Below are 15,710 nucleotides of genomic sequence, written 5' to 3' on the forward strand. Positions count from 1 at the left end.
CTGGCTGCTGTTTAAAAAATATGACGTGGCCGATTTTGAAATGGGCGCCGGCGATAATAACAGGGTTGCTGTTTTTTTATCCTTGACCGGCTTGCCGCTGGGTCCAGTGGCGCAGAGACTAGCGCGATGCGAAATGACTGGTTGAAAACAGGTGCAGTGTCTGCCCCCGGCAAAGAATTTTTCTTGCCCGAACTGTGCCTGCCCCAGGCACTATTGGTGCTTGTGGTGCTGGCCGAGCTGTTGGTGATGGTGCTGGTGTTGGTCGAGCCCATGTTCCCGGCCTTCAACTGGGTGCGGTTCGCGTTGATCTCGTTGTTCGTGCAATGGATCGTGCTGCTGTCGGCAGCCTTGTTGTGTGGGCTGCGTCCCTGGTTGGCGCGCCTGCGACCGGGTGTGGCGGGTATTTTGTGTTGTCTGCTGGTGGTGGGTTTGACGATGCTGTGCACGGCGGTGACCGATTACTGCGAGCTGGCAGATTCGGCTTCGGTTGGCGCAAAGGTCGAACGTTATCTACGGTATTCGCTGATTGCGTTGATTATGTCGGCGCTGATGCTGCGTTACTTTTATCTGCAGAGTCAGTGGCGCAAGCAACAACAGGCAGAGCTGCGGGCCAGGATCGAATCGCTTCAGGCGCGGATTCGCCCGCACTTTCTCTTCAATACGCTCAACAGCATTGCCAGTCTGGTCGCCAGCGATCCGGTCAAGGCGGAGCAGGCGGTACTGGATCTTTCCGACCTGTTTCGTGCCAGTCTCGCCAGGCCTGGGAATTTGGTGACGTGGCGTGACGAGCTGGAGTTGGCGAAACGTTATTTGTCGATAGAGCAATATCGTCTTGGCGAGCGTCTACAGTTGGACTGGGTAGTGAGTGCAATTCCAGACGACTTGCCGATTCCGCAGCTAACCTTACAACCACTGCTTGAAAACGCCTTGACCTATGGCATTGCACCGCGGGTTGAAGGCGGCATAGTAAGGGTTGAGGCGACCTATAAAGAGGGAGAGTTCGTATTGTGTGTCAGCAATCCCTATGACGAAGTTGCCAAACGGCAGACTTCCAACGGTACGCATCAGGCATTGGTGAACATTGGTGCGCGCATTACGGCACTTTTTGGTCCGCGCGCCAGTCTGAGCGTGGAGCGCCGTGACGGCCGTCACTTCACCTGTCTACGCTATCCTTGTACGAGACTCACGCAGGAAGCCAAAGCAATATGAATGTCCTGATCGTTGATGACGAACCTCTGGCCCGCGAGCGTCTTAGCCGCTTGGTCAGCGAACTCGAGGGTTATCGAGTCCTCGAACCCAGCGCCACCAACGGCGAAGAAGCCCTGGCGTTGATCGATAGTCTTAAGCCGGATGTGGTGTTACTCGATATCCGCATGCCGGGCCTGGATGGCCTGCAAGTTGCCGCGCGACTGTGCGAGCGCGAGACGCCACCAGCGGTGGTCTTTTGTACCGCCCATGACGAGTTTGCCCTGGAGGCATTTCAGGTCAGCGCCGTGGGTTATCTGGTCAAACCGGTACGTGCCGAGCATTTGCTCGAAGCGTTGAAAAAAGCCGAGCGCCCGAATCGGGTGCAACTGGCTGCAATGACCCGACCCGCCGCCGAATCCGGCAACGGCCCGCGCAGCCATATCAGTGCGAGAACCCGTAAAGGCATCGAGCTGATTCCGCTTAACCAAGTGATATTTTTCATCGCTGATCACAAATACGTGACCTTGCGCCATGAAGGCGGCGAGGTGCTGCTGGACGAGCCACTCAAGGCGCTGGAGGATGAGTTCGGCGATCGATTCGTGCGCATCCACCGCAATGCCCTGGTAGCCCGCGATCGCATCGAGCGCTTGCAACGTACGCCTTTGGGCCATTTTCAACTGTTCCTCAAAGGCCTCAATGGCGATGCATTGATCGTCAGCCGTCGGCATGTGGCCGGTGTGCGCAAGATGATGCAACAGCTTTAAGGTAATCCACATCTGTGGGAGCAGGCTTGCCTGCGAAGAGGCCGGTCGCCCTGCGAAGATTTGTCTGGTCTGACACATTGCTTTCGCAGCGGGACGCGTAGTTGCAAGCCTGCTCCCACAGAGAACTGCATTGTCTTCCGCTTCAAGCTGACGCAGGCCCGCGCGGGTCCACAACTGTTATTATCCGTCGTATCTATTCAAGTACGGATTGATCCATGTCCTCTCGCGAAATCCGCATTGCTACCCGTAAAAGTGCGTTGGCCCTGTGGCAGGCCGAATACGTCAAAGCCCGTCTGGAAGAATCCCAGCCGGGGTTGATCGTGACGCTGGTGCCCATGGTCAGTCGCGGCGATAAGCTGCTCGACTCGCCGTTGTCGAAGATTGGTGGCAAAGGCTTGTTCGTCAAGGAGCTGGAAACGGCCTTGCTCGAACACGAAGCCGACATCGCCGTGCACTCGATGAAAGACGTGCCGATGGACTTCCCCCAAGGCCTCGGTCTGTTCTGCATCTGCGAGCGCGAAGACCCGCGCGACGCTTTTGTGTCCAACACCTACGCCAGTCTGGATCAACTGCCTGCGGGCAGCATCGTCGGCACTTCGAGCTTGCGTCGTCAGGCGCAATTGCTGTCACGTCGACCCGATCTGAAAATCCAGTTCCTGCGGGGCAACGTCAACACCCGGCTGGCGAAACTGGACGCCGGTGAGTACGACGCGATCATCCTTGCGGCTGCCGGTTTGATCCGTCTTGGTTTCGAGAACCGCATCACCTCGGCGATCAGCGTCGATGACAGCTTGCCAGCCGGTGGGCAGGGCGCAGTGGGCATCGAATGCCGCAGTGCGGACACGGAGATCCATGCCTTGCTCGCGCCACTGCATCACGCCGACACGGCGGTGCGCGTCACCGCCGAGCGCGCATTGAACAAACACCTGAATGGCGGCTGCCAAGTGCCGATCGCCTGTTACGCCGTCCTCGAAGGCGAGCAGATCTGGTTGCGTGGCCTGGTGGGCGATCCGGCGGGCGGCCTGTTGCTCAACGCCGAGGCGCGAGGCCCGCAAGCTGACGCTCAGGCGCTTGGGGTGCAGGTGGCTGAAGCGCTGCTGGCACAGGGCGCACAGGCGATTCTGCAAAAAGTGTACGGCGAGGCGGACGAAGAGTGACGGGTTGGCGTCTTCTGCTGACCCGTCCCGAGCAGGAGTCGGCTGCGCTGGCGGCGACGTTGGCCGAGGTGGGCGTCTACAGCAGTACTCTGCCGTTGCTGGAGATCAAGCCGCTGACGATCACGGGTGCGCAACGCTCGATGATTTTTGACCTGGACCTTTACCGCGTGGTGATCGTCGTCAGTAAGCCGGCCGCACGTCTGGGGCTGGCCCTGATCGATGAGATATGGCCGCAGCCCCCGATGCAGCAATGGTTCAGTGTCGGCGCGGCGACTGCGCAAATTCTTGAGGACTATGGCCTGGACGTCACTTACCCACCGCGCGGTGACGACAGCGAAGCGCTGCTCGAACTGGCGCCGTTGCAGCAAGCCGTGGCATTGCCGGGAACGCGGGTGTTGATCCTGCGAGGCGAAGGTGGCCGAGAGCTGCTGGGTGAGCGGTTGCGTGATCTAGGTGCTAGTGTCGATTATCTGCCGTTGTACCGGCGTAACCTGCCGCACTATGCAGATTCGGAGTTGCCGCGCCGGATCGAAGCGGAACGCTTGAACGGCCTGGTGGTCAGCAGTGGACAGGGTTTTGATCACTTGCGGGAGCTGGCGGGCGATGCCTGGCCGGACCTGGCACAGTTACCATTGTTCGTACCGAGTCCCCGGGTCGCCGAGCTGGCCTATGCTGCCGGGGCCCGGACAGTTGTGGATTGTCGTGGCGCTAATGCCGCGGCTTTGCTGGCGGCGTTACGGGAGCACCCCGTGCCTGCCCTCTAGGCGTACCAGCGATGAGCTCATTCAGAATAGAGTCGTCATCGATGTGACTGCGCCCTAATGCAAAGGATGGATACGTGAGCGAAACAGTCTTGCCCAAAGAATATGTCGAACCGGTGTCTGAGGCACCTGCGCCACCCCCGAGCGAGCCCTCGAAGAGTCGTGGCAATGGTCTGGTGATTTTAGCGTTGCTGCTGGGTGCCGCTGGCATCGCGGTCGGCGGATGGGGCGTGTGGCAGGTGCGTAGCCTGCAGGCGGGTCATCAGCAGCAGTTGGGGCAATTGCAGGATATCGGCGCACAGACGCAGACGCTCAAACAGAGCGAGCAACAGCTGGCGACGCGTCTGGCGCAATTACCTCCAGCGGATGAGCTGGAAGATCGTCGGCGTCTGGTCGCGCAGCTACAGGGCGATCAGCAACGCCTGAGCCAACGCGTAGAAACCGTGCTGGGTGCGAGTCGTCAGGACTGGCGCCTGGCCGAGGCCGAGCATCTGTTGCGCCTGGCCAGCCTGCGTTTGTCGGCGCTGCAAGACATCAATAGCGCGCAGGCGCTGGTTCAGGGTGCTGATGAAATCCTCCGCGAACAGGATGATCCCGGCTCTTTCGCGGCGCGCGAGCAGCTGGCTAAAAGCCTGGCCGCGTTGCGCAGCGTCGAGCAACCGGATCGCACCGGCCTGTTCCTGCAACTGGCGGCCCTGCGCGATCAGGCCACTACGCTCAACGCGCTGGCGCCGGAGTATCAGGACAAGGGCGGGTCGTTGCTGGACCTGACGACCGCTGGCGATGCAAGCGACAGTCATTGGGCGCAATGGTGGGATGAGATCTCGCACTACATTCGTATCGATTTCAACGCCGACAAAGACATTCGGCCGATATTGGCCGGTCAAAGCCTGACACAGGTTCGACTAGCCTTGAGCCTGGCGCTGGAGCAGGCGCAGTGGGCTGCACTCAATGGTGAAGCCAAGGTCTACAGCCAGGCCCTGGCCGAGGCGCGTAATGTCCTGCAAAGCAATTTCAATCAGGAAAACCCTCAGAGCAAAGTGCTGAACGAGCGTCTGCAAGCGCTGACCACTCAGCCGGTGTCAGTGGTGACGCCAGACCTGGCTCAAAGCTTGAGTGCGGTGCAGGCCTACCTTGAGCGGCGCCATGCTCCTGCCGAGAAACCTGCCGCGCAAGCTCAGCAGGAGGCCACTCCATGAAACGTGTGTACCTGATCCTGTTCGCCGTGATCGTCGTCGCGGCGCTGGTGGGTGTCGCCATTTCCGAGCACTCCGGCTATGTGCTGATCGCGTACCAGAACTTCCGCTACGAATCGAGCTTGTGGGCAACGCTGGCGCTGCTGCTGGTGATCTGGTTGGTGGTGTTCCTGGTGCGTGCGTTGCTCGGTCTGGTGACGACCTCAAGTGGTGTGGTCAATCCATGGTCGCGACGTAACCACAGCCGCCGCGTGCAAGTGGCGATCGAGAAAGGTCAGATAGACCTCGCCGAGGGCCGCTGGGCCAGTGCCCAGCGCCATCTGCATCGTGCCGCCGAAGCCGACCGCCAGCCACTGCTGTACTACCTTGGCGCAGCCCGGGCGGCGAACGAATTGGGTCACTACGAAGAGAGTGACAGCCTGCTTGAGAGGGCGCTGGAGCGCCAGCCACACGCCGAGCTGGCGATTGCCCTGAGCCATGCGCAACTGCAATTGGATCGCGGCGACAACGACGGTGCACTGGCAACCCTGGAAGCCATGCGTGAGCGCCATCCGCATAACCCGCAGGTGTTGCGCCAGTTGCAACGTCAGTATCAGCAGCGCGGTGATTGGTCGGCCCTGATTCGGCTGATGCCCGAGCTGCGCAAGGACAAAGTATTGCCGCCGTCTGAATTGGTGGAGCTGGAGCGCCGTGCCTGGGGTCAGAATCTGACGCTCGCTGCGCAACGCGAGCAGGAAGGCGAAGTGGGTCTGCAATCCCTCAATAAAGCCTGGCAGCAGCTTTCCTCTGCACAGCGTCAGGAGCCGCAATTGGTGCTTGCCTATGCCGAGCAACTGCGTCAACTGGGCGCCGATGCCGAGGCGGAAGAAGTCTTGCGGGCAGCGCTCAAGCGCGACTACAACAGCCATCTGGCCCGACTTTATGGGCTATTGCGTGGCAGCGATCCAGTACGGCAACTGCAAACTGCCGAAGGTTGGCTCAAGCACCACCCCGCTGACCCGAGCCTGTTGTTGACGCTTGGTCGCCTGTGTCTGCAAAGCAGCTTGTGGGGCAAGGCGCGGGACTATCTGGAAAGCAGCCTAAGCCTGCAGCGCAACCCGGAAGCCTGCGCCGAACTGGCGCGGTTGCTGGCGCAACTGGGGGAAACCGAACGCAGCAATCAGCTGTTTCAGGAAGGTCTGAGGCTGCTTGACGAGCGTTTCCTGGCACGTCCGCTTCCGGTGCTGGTCAGGGTTTGATCGGATTGAGCTTGGGGCGGTATGCCGATCATGCCGCTTTGCGAATGGGTCAACGCGGTATCGCTGAAACCCCCTTGGCAACCCCGCTCCAGCCTCGATTTGTAGGGGGGCTGCTTGCGAATCTATCATCTCGAAGAAACCTCCTACGACAGCCCGTATAAATTCTGTTTAAACACGTCGGTAAGTGCCTACAACATTGCGGAAGTATCTGCACGCGCTTGCCTTGTAAGGGTTGGGCGCTTTCCTCTACCGTAATGGCCTTCGCATTCTGTTACGGATCTGCCATGCACCTGGCCCGCTCGCGCTCCCTGTTTTTTCTGGCATTTGTCGCCTGTGCGCTCGTCATCTGCGCGGCGTTGTACCTGGAGCATGGCGTAGGGCTTGTGCCTTGCCCGCTGTGTATCGTGCAGCGCGTCTTCGTGATCGCCTTCGGCGTCATCTGTCTGGTCGCGTTTCTACATGCGCCCGGCAAGACCGGCTGGCGGATCTACTCGTTGCTGACTCTGCTCTGTGCTCTGGCGGGAGCCGGGACGGCGGGGCGCCAGGTCTGGCTGCAGACCGCTCCGGCGCACGACCTTTCCTCGTGCCTGCCCAGCATGGACTACCTGTTTGAAACGATGCCCTTCACTCAGGTCATTGCGCGGGTGTTCGATGGCACCGCCGACTGTGCTGAAATCAACTGGACGCTATTCGGTATGAGCGTTCCCGAATGGAGCCTGTTGGCCTTCGCCGGGATGATCCTGTTTGCGGCCTACCAGTTGTTCCAGCGCGATCGAGAGAGATCGGATGGCGGGAAATCGGGTGATTTTTCGGGCAAAGATTAAACACTTGTATGAACTTTATCTCCTGCGTACCTTGAAGGGGTTGGCGTGCGGGCATAATCTTGGCCGCACGCGTTATCGGAAATATGCTGCTCTTGTGGCTTCATCAGACCCATCTCTTATAGAGAGTCTCATTAGAAAAAGTCTGAAGGCTGGTACAGAGCCGCACCCTGAAGGGAAGAGAGATCATCATGCTGGAAAGTTGTCAGAATGCTCAGGAACGCTGGGGCGGGGTTAATCTGCTGATCGATCGCTGGTTGCAGGAACGCCATGAACTGGTTCGAGCCTATGATGCTCTTGGCGAAACGCCGGAGGCGTTGGCTGCTGATCGCGAAGCACTGCAGAAATTCTGCGAGATTCTGGTCGACTACGTTTCGGCCGGGCATTTCGAGGTTTACGAGCAGTTGACCAATGAGGCCAAGGCCTTCGGCGACAAGGCTGGCCTTGAACTGGCCAAGACGATTCACCCGCGCCTGGATGTCATTACCGAAGTGGCGCTGGCCTTTAATGATCGCTGCGACAAAGGCGATTGCTCCGATGGCGAGATCGTCGCCACGGAATTCAAGAAGCTTGGCGGCCTGTTGCACGAGCGCTTCGAACTCGAAGACTGCCTGATTGAAGTGCTGCACACTGCACATGAAACAAAGGACGCGGCCCAGGCCTGACGTCTGTGACTTCACCGGGCGCGCATCCTGCGACCCGGTTCTTGATGTGCTGCTCCTATTGAGCGACGTTCAACAGCTCGATTTCGAATACCAGGGGTGTGTAGGGGTCGATCAGATCGCCTGCACCTTCTGCGCCATAGGCTTGAGCGGAAGGAATCACCAGGCGCCATTTCGCACCCACCGGCATACCCTGCAGCGCGCTGGTCCAGCCAGCGATCACGCTGTCGAGGCGGAACCACTGGGGCTGGTTGTTCTGATCGAAAATGGTCCCATCCGGTAACCGACCGATATAGCGCACTTGAACTCTGTCCGACGCACTTGGTTTTGGACCGGTGCCCGGCGTCAGCTCAGTCATCAGAATCCCGTCTGCCAATACTTGAACGCCCGGCTTGGCCTTTTCGCTGTTCAGAAAGCGTTGCTCGGCACTCATCGCGACTTCGCTTTGCGGCTCTGGGGGCGGGGCGTCCTCCGCTTGCGTTACCGAGGCATCGTGGTCCCTGAGTATCTGCTCGATGCGTTCATCTTTGAGCGCCAGTGGCTTGCCTTGATAGGCCTGCTCCAAACCATCGATCAGCGCCTGAATCTGCAGATCAGGAACCTCCTGACGCAGCCGTTGACCGAGGCTCACCCCCAGACTGTAAGCGAGGTCATGATCGCTGGCGGGGGCGGCGGTTTCAGCGGCTTGAGCAAACGGTAGCAAAAAAAACAGAGACATTAATAGGTAGCGCGACATGATGCACTCCAGCCTGGGAAGTGGCGATTATGCCAGTGCAATCGTCGTGGTGCTGCCTGGTATGAAAGGGAATTTCATCAGCCTGTCACAACCTTTGTCGCCAACTTTCATTCAGTCGTGAAACGCGCGTCCATTGTTACTGTCCACATGGCCTAGCGGCGGTGCTGGCAGAGGTCTAGTATGAGCCGCAATCACGCCAGCCAGGAGGTCAATCATGTCGGCCAAAAAGAAGCCAGTAAACACTCCGTTGCATCTACTCCAACAGCTCTCGAGTAGCCTGCTCGAACATCTTGAAAACGCCTGTTCCCAAGCAATGGCTGATGCCGAGAAATTGCTCGCCAAATTGGAAAAGCAACGCGGTAAAGCTCAGGAAAAATTGCACAATTCCCGCATCAAATTGCAGGATGCCGCCACCGCGGGCAAAGCCAAGGCGCAAGCCAAAGCCAAGAAAGGCGTGTCTGAACTTGAAGAGTTGCTCGACGCACTCAAGGCTCGTCAGTCCGAAACGCGCACCTACATTCTGCAACTCAAGCGCGATGCCCAAGAGAGCCTGAAACTGGCCCAGGGCGTAGGTCGTGTCAAAGACGCTGTGGGTAAAACCCTGAGCTTGCGTGCAGCGAAACCGGTAGCAGTAAAAGCCACCGCGCCTGCCGTCACCGCCAAAGCGCCTGCTAAAACTGCTGCCGCCAAAGCACCTGCAAAAACGGCAACAAAAGCTCCCGCGGCGGCCGCCAAGCCTGCTGCAAAAGCCGCTGCCGCTAAAACTGCTGCAAAGCCGGCCGCGAAAAAACCGGTTGCTGCAAGCGCCGCTAAACCAGCTGCTGCCAAGCCTGCCGCTACCGCCAAGCCAGCTGTCGCGAAACCAGCAGCCAAACCTGCTGCGGCTAAAGCACCTGCCAAACCTGTTGCCGCCAAGGCTCCAGCCAAAGCAGTCGCCAAACCAGCCGTAAAACCGGCAACGCCGTCAGCGTCCACCACGCCGACTGCAACCGCACCTGCGGCGCCTGCTTCAATGGCTCCCGCGGCAGCACCTGCTACCCCAACCAGCGCTTCCTAAGGCTGGGTCGCCGCGACGCGCAGCACTTGCAGCGCGTCGTGGTTCTGGTGGGCGGCGTCGGCGGCAAGCCCGTCCAGCCAAGCCATCAGATTCTGCGCATGTCCCTCTGACCAGCCCTGCGTCAGTGTTTCAAGCCGCGAAAGCAATTCGCGCTCCGCTTCCAGTTCCAGCCCCTTTACCTGTTCGCGTAACGTCCCCAGTTCGATGTCACTGATCGCCGCCGTTCGCCAGCGTGTGCGCAATGCTCTGAGGGGCTGCACCACTTCGTCGTGCCAAGGGGTCGCCAATTGTCTGATTTCCCGCAGACGGTTGGTGGTGCAGGTTGCGCCGCGTTGTCCCAGCCAGGCGCCGCACAGCAGCGTGCAAACGTTGGCCCCGCTGGCTTGCAGACGCAGGCAAGCGTGTTCCACGCCCGGGCGGGCATAGAGATTGAGGGTGAAACTCCACAGATCAGAAGGCATAGTCATCTACTTGTTTCGGACGAAGCTGGTAGACTCCGCCGCCATTATGATTCGACTTCAAAACCTGACTTTACAGCGTGGCCCGCAACGTCTGCTAGAAGACGCCGAGCTGACCCTGCACGCCGGCCACAAAGCCGGCCTGATCGGTGCCAATGGCGCCGGAAAATCCAGCCTGTTTGCCTTGCTGAGGGGTGAGTTGACCCCCGACGCTGGCGACTGTCTGCTACCTGCCGATTGGCGCATTGCCCATATGCGCCAGGAGGTCGACACGCTTGAGCGACTGGCCGTGGACTATGTCCTCGACGGCGACTTGCGCTTGCGTCAGGTACAGACCGATCTGGCTGCCGCCGAGGATGCCCACGACGGCGCCGCACAAGCGCGTTTGCATGCCGAGCTGGACGGTGCTGACGGTTACACCGCCGATGCGCGGGCGCGCAAGCTGCTCGCCGGGCTGGGATTCACTAATGAACAGATGGATCGCCAGGTCGGAGATTTTTCCGGTGGCTGGCGGATGCGTCTGAACCTGGCGCAGGCACTGATGTGCCCGTCGGATCTGCTGCTGCTCGATGAGCCCACCAACCACTTGGATCTCGACGCCATTCTATGGCTCGAGGACTGGCTTAAGAGCTATTCCGGTACGTTGCTGCTGATTTCCCACGATCGGGATTTTCTCGACGCGGTGGTCGATCACATCGCTCACGTCGAGCAGAAAAAGATCACCCTCTATCGCGGTGGCTACAGCGCCTTCGAGCGCGCCCGTGCCGAGCGTCTGGCTCAGCAGCAGCAAGCCTACGAGAAGCAACAGGTGCAGCGCGCGCACATGGAGAAATTCATTGCGCGCTTCAAGGCCCAGGCGACCAAGGCCCGTCAGGCCCAAAGCCGGATCAAGGCCCTTGAGCGCATGGAAGAGCTGTCGGCGGCGCATGTCGATTCGCCATTCGACTTCACTTTCCGCGAATCCGACAAAATCTCCAGTCCGCTGCTCGACCTTTCCGATGCCCGTTTGGGCTACGGCGAAAGAGCCGTGCTGGAGAAGGTCAAGTTACAGCTCACGCCGGGTGCGCGAATCGGTTTGCTCGGTCCCAACGGTGCGGGTAAATCAACACTGATTAAAAACCTCGCCGGTGAACTTGAGCCGTTGAGCGGCCGACTGGTGCGTGGCGAAAACCTGGTGGTTGGCTACTTCGCTCAGCACCAGTTGGATTCTCTCGATGCCAAGGCCAGCCCGCTGTTGCACTTGCAACGTCTGGCGCCGACCGAGCGCGAGCAGACCTTGCGCGACTTCCTGGGCGGTTTCGACTTCCGCGGTCCGCGTCTGGACGAGCCGGTGCTGAATTTCTCCGGTGGCGAAAAAGCACGTCTGGCATTGGCCTTGATCGCTTGGGGCAAGCCGAACCTGTTGCTGCTCGACGAACCGACCAACCACCTGGATCTGGAAATGCGCCTGGCTCTGACCATGGCACTTCAGGAATTCAGTGGCGCGGTATTGGTGGTTTCCCACGACCGGCATTTGCTCAAAAGCACCACCGACGATTTCTTGTTGGTGGCCGACGGTCTGGTGCAGACCTTCGATGGCGACCTGGAAGATTACGCCCGCTGGCTGGTGGATTATCGTCTGCGCAATGCGCCGGTCAGCAACACGCCGGTCAATCCCGATAAGACCGACAAGAAAGCCCAACGCCAACAGGCTGCGGCTTTGCGTCAACAGCTGGCGCCGCACAAGCGCGAGGCCGACAAGCTGGAACGCGACCTCGGTACGCTGCATGAGAAGCTGGCCAAGGTCGAAGCGGCGTTGGCCGACAGCGCGAATTACGAAGCGGCGAACAAAGACAAGCTGCGTGACCTGCTGGCCGAACAGGCGAAGCTGAAAGTGCGTGAAGCCGAGCTGGAAGAAACCTGGATGGAAGCGCTGGAGCTGCTGGAAAGCATGCAGACCGAGCTCGAAGCCCTGTCCTGATCACGCCCGGGCTTGCTGATTGGTGGCCCGGGCGGATTGAAAAATAAATAGTCATTTTTTGGGGCGCACATTAACTTAGGAGACATTCCGGTCTTGCCTGAGGTGCGTGATGTTGCTTGAAACGTGGCTGGCTTTTTTTGCCGCCTGCTGGGTTATCAGTCTGTCCCCGGGTGCTGGCGCTATTGCGTCGATGTCCTGCGGCTTGCAGTACGGATTCTGGCGCGGTTATTGGAATGCCCTGGGCCTGCAATTGGCGCTAGTGCTGCAGATTGCGATTGTCGCGGCGGGCGTGGGCGCAATCCTCGCGACGTCCGTACTGGCCTTCAGCCTGATCAAATGGTTTGGCGTGCTCTATCTGGTTTACCTGGCCATCAAGCAATGGCGTGCGCTGCCCAGCAATATGGCGGATGACTCTGCTGTGCGCCCGATTGGCCGGCCTCTGAGTCTGGTCATGCGCGGCTTTCTGGTGAACATCAGCAACCCCAAGGCACTGGTGTTCATGCTGGCGATCCTGCCGCAGTTCATCGACCCGCATCAGCCGCTGCTCGGCCAATACCTGATCATCTGCGTCACCATGGTCGCGGTCGATTTGACGGTCATGGCCGGTTATACCGGGCTGGCGTCGCGGGTGTTGCGGCTGTTGCGCACGCCGAAACAGCAACGGCGGATGAATCGCACCTTCGCCGGATTGTTCGTCGGTGCTGCGGCATTCCTGGCCACGATCCATCGCGGTACGGCTTAAAGCCTTCACAAATCAACTGTAATTGGATGGACTCGCCCAAGCCGAGGCGTCTATGCGCCACGGTGGCATCCTAAGCATGCCAACGACAGCGAGGGCGAGCCCATGAAAAAGCATACGACGATAAGTAATTCCTTGTCTGCGACCAATGTGTCGACGTGCACGACCGTGGCGGTGGATTTGGCCAAGAATGTGTTTCAGGTCGCGGGTGAAGACACCCTTGGCCAAGTGGTCCACGAGCAACGGATCAAGTCACGCGAAGCTTTCCACCTGTTCCTGCGCCAGTTGCCGCCGGGCGTGACAGTGCTGATGGAGACCGGTCCGGGCGCGCAGGCCTGGGCGCGGCTATTACAAGCGCAAGGTAATCCGGTGCGAATCCTGCCCGCACAGCGTGTGGCCGAGCACCGCAGTGGAGCGAAGAACGACCGCAACGATGTACTGGCCATATTGCGTGCAGGCCGAGATCACAAGATTGCAGCCGTGCCGGTCAAGAGCGAGGCGGCGTTAGCGATGCAGGCACTGCACCGCGTCCGGCAGGGGTGCGTGCGACGGCGCACGGCCATGGGTAACCAGATGCGTGGCTTGCTGCTGGAACATGACATTGCCATGGCACAGGGCGAGACGGCTATCAGCCGGGGCGTGTTACGGGTACTGGAAGACCCCAGCCAGCCGCTGCCGGAGTTGTTGCGCGAACTGATCGCCGAAATACTGGGTGAATGGAGCCAACTGGGCGAACGCATCAACGTGCTGACGGGGCGCCTCGAAGCCAGTGCACACGCGGACGAGACGGCGAAACGACTGATGACGATACGGGGTGTCGGCCCGATCATCGCCACGGCGATGCTGGCCAAAACGACCGAACCTGAGCGCTTTGCCAACGCGCGCCAGTTCGCCGCCTATTTCGGCACGGTGCCCGAACAGAACAGCAGCGGGCAAAAGGTTCGACTGGGCAAAATGTGCAAGCGCGGTGACGCCTACATGCGCAGCCTGGCGATTCAAGGTGCGCACGCCGTATTGAGGCAGGTGCGGCCGGATTCGGAACATCCAGATGACCAGCGTCTGCGACGCTGGTTGAGCCGTCACGGTCAAAAAGGTGCGGCGGTGCGGTTGGCCAACCGCAACCTGCGCATCATGTGGGTGCTGTTGCAAAACGAGCAAACCTATCATCGCCAACCGGCCACTGACCAGGAGGCGGCGATGAGGACCTGATTAACAGAGTTCTGCCACCGGGGCGCTGAGTCGCCTCAACCTCTGCTGAAGAACATTGACCCTAGGTCAGACCGTCGCGGATAGATGCCTGAGCTCCTACCGGCCCTTGAGGCCTTAATGTAATCGGCATACCGCGAGCTCACCCAATGTTGGCCAGAAGCCGATAAAGGCTTCCTCGAACAGGCCTTTATACATAGATGCAACCGGGTAGCAGTGTTCAAAAGCGGGTTGAAAGTGGGGGCGAGTCCATACATAGGAGCTGCCGAAGGCTGCGATCGGCCGGGGGACCGGACGTCGTGTTTGATCTTCATGAAGGTCCTTCGGACCTTATCGCAGCCTTCGGCAGCTCCTACATGGCCTCTGTGTATTGCCTTAGCGCAGGATTGTCGGCGCTTCGTCCCGTGGCAAATTGTTGCGCGGCAGCTCGGGTTCGCCGTTGCCACTGAAGCCCACCAACTGTTCTTTCAACTGCCGAGCGACGTCTTCGCCAATCGATTTGGACACGTCCCGTACTACGCGTCCGCGATTGAGGGTGACGTGCAGATCGTTGCCGTTGACCAGCTTGGTGTCCTGACCTTCGCCCATCGCAGTGAACGCCGAGGTGATCTCGAAGGTGCGGGTGTTGATCAGGCTGAAATCGCCGACCAGGGTCAGGCCCAGAATCGCCGAGTGGCTGTCGGTATTGGCCAGTGCAGAGATGTCCTGTCGAAAATCGATATCCGACACTGTGCCGAACAGCACGTAATCAGCGCCCTTGAAGTTGCCACTTTTGATCCGCTTGATCACGTCATAGACGTCTTCAGAGGCCTTGGCGGTATAGGGCGTGCCCTGCACCAGTTGGAACATCCCGGACTTGAGAATTTCGCCCTTGATGTCGCCACTGAATTTACGCAGTTCGCCCTGTTCGATGTAGCTGCTATGGCTTTCGTATTCGTTGTAGCTCGACGAACCACTGGCCTGGTAGGCGCTCGCCTGGATATTGCTCTGCGCGGAGACGGTGTGGATGTACTGCTCCACCCGTTCCTGGAACGCCAGATCAGTCACTGCGATTTTGGGTGCCGCTTGCACACCGAAGGCGCACACCAGGCTGAAAATGCCAATCCATGCACGCATTGCTTAACGCTCCGTGGTTTTGCGGATTTCTTTCTCGTCCATCCATTCAGCCAGACCGCTATTAACGTCAATCAGCTGCAGGCTGAATTTGTAGAAGACGTCTTTTACGTCGCTGCTGCGTTTGACGATCGAGCTGATGGAGCCTTCCAGACGGTATTTGGCGGCGATCATGTTACCGGTCTTGTTGACCGTCGATTGCTTGTACAGGCCGCTCTGGTTCTGCAGCTTGAGTTGATCGACCTGGCTTTGCATGTCGGTGTTGTCGCTGGCGAAGCGGGCGGTGCCGGTCTTCATCAGTTGGGTCTTGATCGAGGTGGTGATTTCGCGAGTATCGATGTACTCGCTAGTCTTGTTCTTCACGTCGTAGACCTGCACCACCGGACGGCCCTGCAGAATGCCGGACTGGGCCAGGGAGCGGGTCATGGTTTCAGCGATCGCTTGCAGATCGGTGGAACCGAATTCGTTGGTGACCAGTTCGACGGCCTTGGTGTCGCCGTAGCTGATGTTTTTTCCGCCGAGAACTGGCGAGTTAGAGGCGCAACCGCCGACCAGCAGGGCAACGATGGTGACCAGTGAAAAGCGTGTAAACAGCATCTGAAGGCTCTCTTGAAATGAACGAAGCTAAATGGGCGACGCTAACGTGGCGACGCC

16 protein-coding genes are annotated in these 15,710 nt (G+C 59.4%); 12 read left to right on the forward strand and 4 right to left on the reverse strand.

The window, feature by feature from the left end; all coding sequences use genetic code 11:
• The first annotated feature begins 126 nt into the window (after nucleotides 1–126).
• The 8 genes from AC1MEE_RS26580 to rsd all read left to right on the forward strand — a co-directional run bounded on the left by AC1MEE_RS26580 (nucleotide 127) and on the right by rsd (nucleotide 7,790).
• Nucleotides 127–1,209 carry a sensor histidine kinase gene (locus AC1MEE_RS26580; protein ID WP_480412458.1) on the forward strand — a complete coding sequence of 361 codons (1,083 nt, stop codon included), beginning with the start codon at nucleotides 127–129 and terminating at the stop codon, nucleotides 1,207–1,209.
• Nucleotides 1,206–1,952, forward strand: a complete 747-nt coding sequence (locus AC1MEE_RS26585; protein ID WP_480412459.1) for a LytR/AlgR family response regulator transcription factor — start codon at nucleotides 1,206–1,208, stop codon at nucleotides 1,950–1,952. Before AC1MEE_RS26580 ends, AC1MEE_RS26585 begins: the two co-directional genes overlap by 4 nt.
• Before the next feature lie 215 nt (nucleotides 1,953–2,167).
• Complete coding sequence (hemC, locus tag AC1MEE_RS26590) at nucleotides 2,168–3,109, forward strand: hydroxymethylbilane synthase (protein ID WP_480412460.1); 942 nt, start codon at nucleotides 2,168–2,170, stop codon at nucleotides 3,107–3,109.
• Complete coding sequence (locus tag AC1MEE_RS26595) at nucleotides 3,106–3,873, forward strand: uroporphyrinogen-III synthase (protein ID WP_480412461.1); 768 nt, start codon at nucleotides 3,106–3,108, stop codon at nucleotides 3,871–3,873. Before hemC ends, AC1MEE_RS26595 begins: the two co-directional genes overlap by 4 nt.
• Before the next feature lie 74 nt (nucleotides 3,874–3,947).
• Entirely contained in the window at nucleotides 3,948–5,069 is a 1,122-nt protein-coding gene (locus AC1MEE_RS26600; protein ID WP_480412462.1) for a uroporphyrinogen-III C-methyltransferase, read from the forward strand.
• A complete protein-coding gene (locus AC1MEE_RS26605; RefSeq protein ID WP_480412463.1) occupies nucleotides 5,066–6,304 on the forward strand; it encodes a heme biosynthesis HemY N-terminal domain-containing protein in 1,239 nt (412 codons plus the stop codon). Before AC1MEE_RS26600 ends, AC1MEE_RS26605 begins: the two co-directional genes overlap by 4 nt.
• Before the next feature lie 284 nt (nucleotides 6,305–6,588).
• The gene (locus tag AC1MEE_RS26610; protein WP_480412464.1) at nucleotides 6,589–7,128 is read left to right on the forward strand and encodes a disulfide bond formation protein B; all 540 of its coding nucleotides are present in this window, start codon (nucleotides 6,589–6,591) and stop codon (nucleotides 7,126–7,128) included.
• A gap of 188 nt (nucleotides 7,129–7,316) precedes the next feature.
• The gene (rsd, locus tag AC1MEE_RS26615) at nucleotides 7,317–7,790 is read left to right on the forward strand and encodes a sigma D regulator (RefSeq protein WP_480412465.1); all 474 of its coding nucleotides are present in this window, start codon (nucleotides 7,317–7,319) and stop codon (nucleotides 7,788–7,790) included.
• A gap of 55 nt (nucleotides 7,791–7,845) precedes the next feature.
• On the opposite strand, the gene AC1MEE_RS26620 is transcribed toward rsd, so the two are convergent.
• Nucleotides 7,846–8,523 carry an FKBP-type peptidyl-prolyl cis-trans isomerase gene (locus AC1MEE_RS26620; RefSeq protein ID WP_480412466.1) on the reverse strand — a complete coding sequence of 226 codons (678 nt, stop codon included), beginning with the start codon at nucleotides 8,521–8,523 and terminating at the stop codon, nucleotides 7,846–7,848.
• 214 nt (nucleotides 8,524–8,737) lie between these two features.
• Between AC1MEE_RS26620 and AC1MEE_RS26625 the strand changes: the two genes are divergently transcribed.
• A complete protein-coding gene (locus AC1MEE_RS26625; protein ID WP_480412467.1) occupies nucleotides 8,738–9,580 on the forward strand; it encodes an AlgP family protein in 843 nt (280 codons plus the stop codon).
• On the opposite strand, the gene AC1MEE_RS26630 is transcribed toward AC1MEE_RS26625, so the two are convergent.
• Nucleotides 9,577–10,041, reverse strand: coding sequence for a TIGR02444 family protein (locus tag AC1MEE_RS26630; protein ID WP_480412468.1), 465 nt, complete (start codon nucleotides 10,039–10,041; stop codon nucleotides 9,577–9,579). The genes AC1MEE_RS26625 and AC1MEE_RS26630 overlap by 4 nt on opposite strands.
• Before the next feature lie 46 nt (nucleotides 10,042–10,087).
• Here AC1MEE_RS26630 and AC1MEE_RS26635 point away from each other — a divergent pair, with 46 nt between their 5' ends.
• From AC1MEE_RS26635 to AC1MEE_RS26645, 3 genes are all read left to right on the forward strand, one after another.
• Nucleotides 10,088–11,998: an ATP-binding cassette domain-containing protein gene (locus AC1MEE_RS26635; RefSeq protein ID WP_480412469.1), complete on the forward strand. Its 1,911-nt coding sequence runs from the start codon at nucleotides 10,088–10,090 to the stop codon at nucleotides 11,996–11,998.
• Between the two features lie 109 nt (nucleotides 11,999–12,107).
• Nucleotides 12,108–12,740, forward strand: coding sequence for a LysE family transporter (locus AC1MEE_RS26640; RefSeq protein ID WP_480412470.1), 633 nt, complete (start codon nucleotides 12,108–12,110; stop codon nucleotides 12,738–12,740).
• Nucleotides 12,741–12,887: 147 nt separating this feature from the next.
• Nucleotides 12,888–13,946, forward strand: coding sequence for an IS110 family RNA-guided transposase (locus AC1MEE_RS26645; RefSeq protein WP_480416177.1), 1,059 nt, complete (start codon nucleotides 12,888–12,890; stop codon nucleotides 13,944–13,946).
• 372 nt (nucleotides 13,947–14,318) lie between these two features.
• Here the strand turns inward: AC1MEE_RS26645 and AC1MEE_RS26650 are convergent, their stop codons facing one another.
• Both AC1MEE_RS26650 and lpoB read right to left on the reverse strand, forming a co-directional pair.
• Complete coding sequence (locus AC1MEE_RS26650; RefSeq protein ID WP_480412471.1) at nucleotides 14,319–15,059, reverse strand: penicillin-binding protein activator LpoB; 741 nt, start codon at nucleotides 15,057–15,059, stop codon at nucleotides 14,319–14,321.
• Nucleotides 15,060–15,062: 3 nt separating this feature from the next.
• The gene (gene lpoB / locus AC1MEE_RS26655) at nucleotides 15,063–15,650 is read right to left on the reverse strand and encodes a penicillin-binding protein activator LpoB (protein ID WP_480416352.1); all 588 of its coding nucleotides are present in this window, start codon (nucleotides 15,648–15,650) and stop codon (nucleotides 15,063–15,065) included.
• Nucleotides 15,651–15,710 lie beyond the last annotated feature (60 nt).

The organism is Pseudomonas sp. ASL3 (genome assembly GCF_056680425.1).

Bases quoted from the DNA above. Each gene is read 5' to 3' on its own strand.
- AC1MEE_RS26580 (WP_480412458.1), top strand. From the start codon at position 127: ATGCGAAATGACTGGTTGAAAACAGGTGCAGTGTCTGCCCCCGGCAAA.
- AC1MEE_RS26585 (WP_480412459.1), top strand. From the start codon at position 1,206: ATGAATGTCCTGATCGTTGATGACGAACCTCTGGCCCGCGAGCGTCTT.
- hemC (WP_480412460.1), top strand. From the start codon at position 2,168: ATGTCCTCTCGCGAAATCCGCATTGCTACCCGTAAAAGTGCGTTGGCC.
- AC1MEE_RS26605 (WP_480412463.1), top strand. From the start codon at position 5,066: ATGAAACGTGTGTACCTGATCCTGTTCGCCGTGATCGTCGTCGCGGCG.
- AC1MEE_RS26610 (WP_480412464.1), top strand. From the start codon at position 6,589: ATGCACCTGGCCCGCTCGCGCTCCCTGTTTTTTCTGGCATTTGTCGCC.
- rsd (WP_480412465.1), top strand. From the start codon at position 7,317: ATGCTGGAAAGTTGTCAGAATGCTCAGGAACGCTGGGGCGGGGTTAAT.
- AC1MEE_RS26620 (WP_480412466.1), bottom strand. From the start codon at position 8,523: ATGTCGCGCTACCTATTAATGTCTCTGTTTTTTTTGCTACCGTTTGCT.
- AC1MEE_RS26625 (WP_480412467.1), top strand. From the start codon at position 8,738: ATGTCGGCCAAAAAGAAGCCAGTAAACACTCCGTTGCATCTACTCCAA.
- AC1MEE_RS26630 (WP_480412468.1), bottom strand. From the start codon at position 10,041: ATGCCTTCTGATCTGTGGAGTTTCACCCTCAATCTCTATGCCCGCCCG.
- AC1MEE_RS26635 (WP_480412469.1), top strand. From the start codon at position 10,088: ATGATTCGACTTCAAAACCTGACTTTACAGCGTGGCCCGCAACGTCTG.
- AC1MEE_RS26640 (WP_480412470.1), top strand. From the start codon at position 12,108: ATGTTGCTTGAAACGTGGCTGGCTTTTTTTGCCGCCTGCTGGGTTATC.
- AC1MEE_RS26650 (WP_480412471.1), bottom strand. From the start codon at position 15,059: ATGCGTGCATGGATTGGCATTTTCAGCCTGGTGTGCGCCTTCGGTGTG.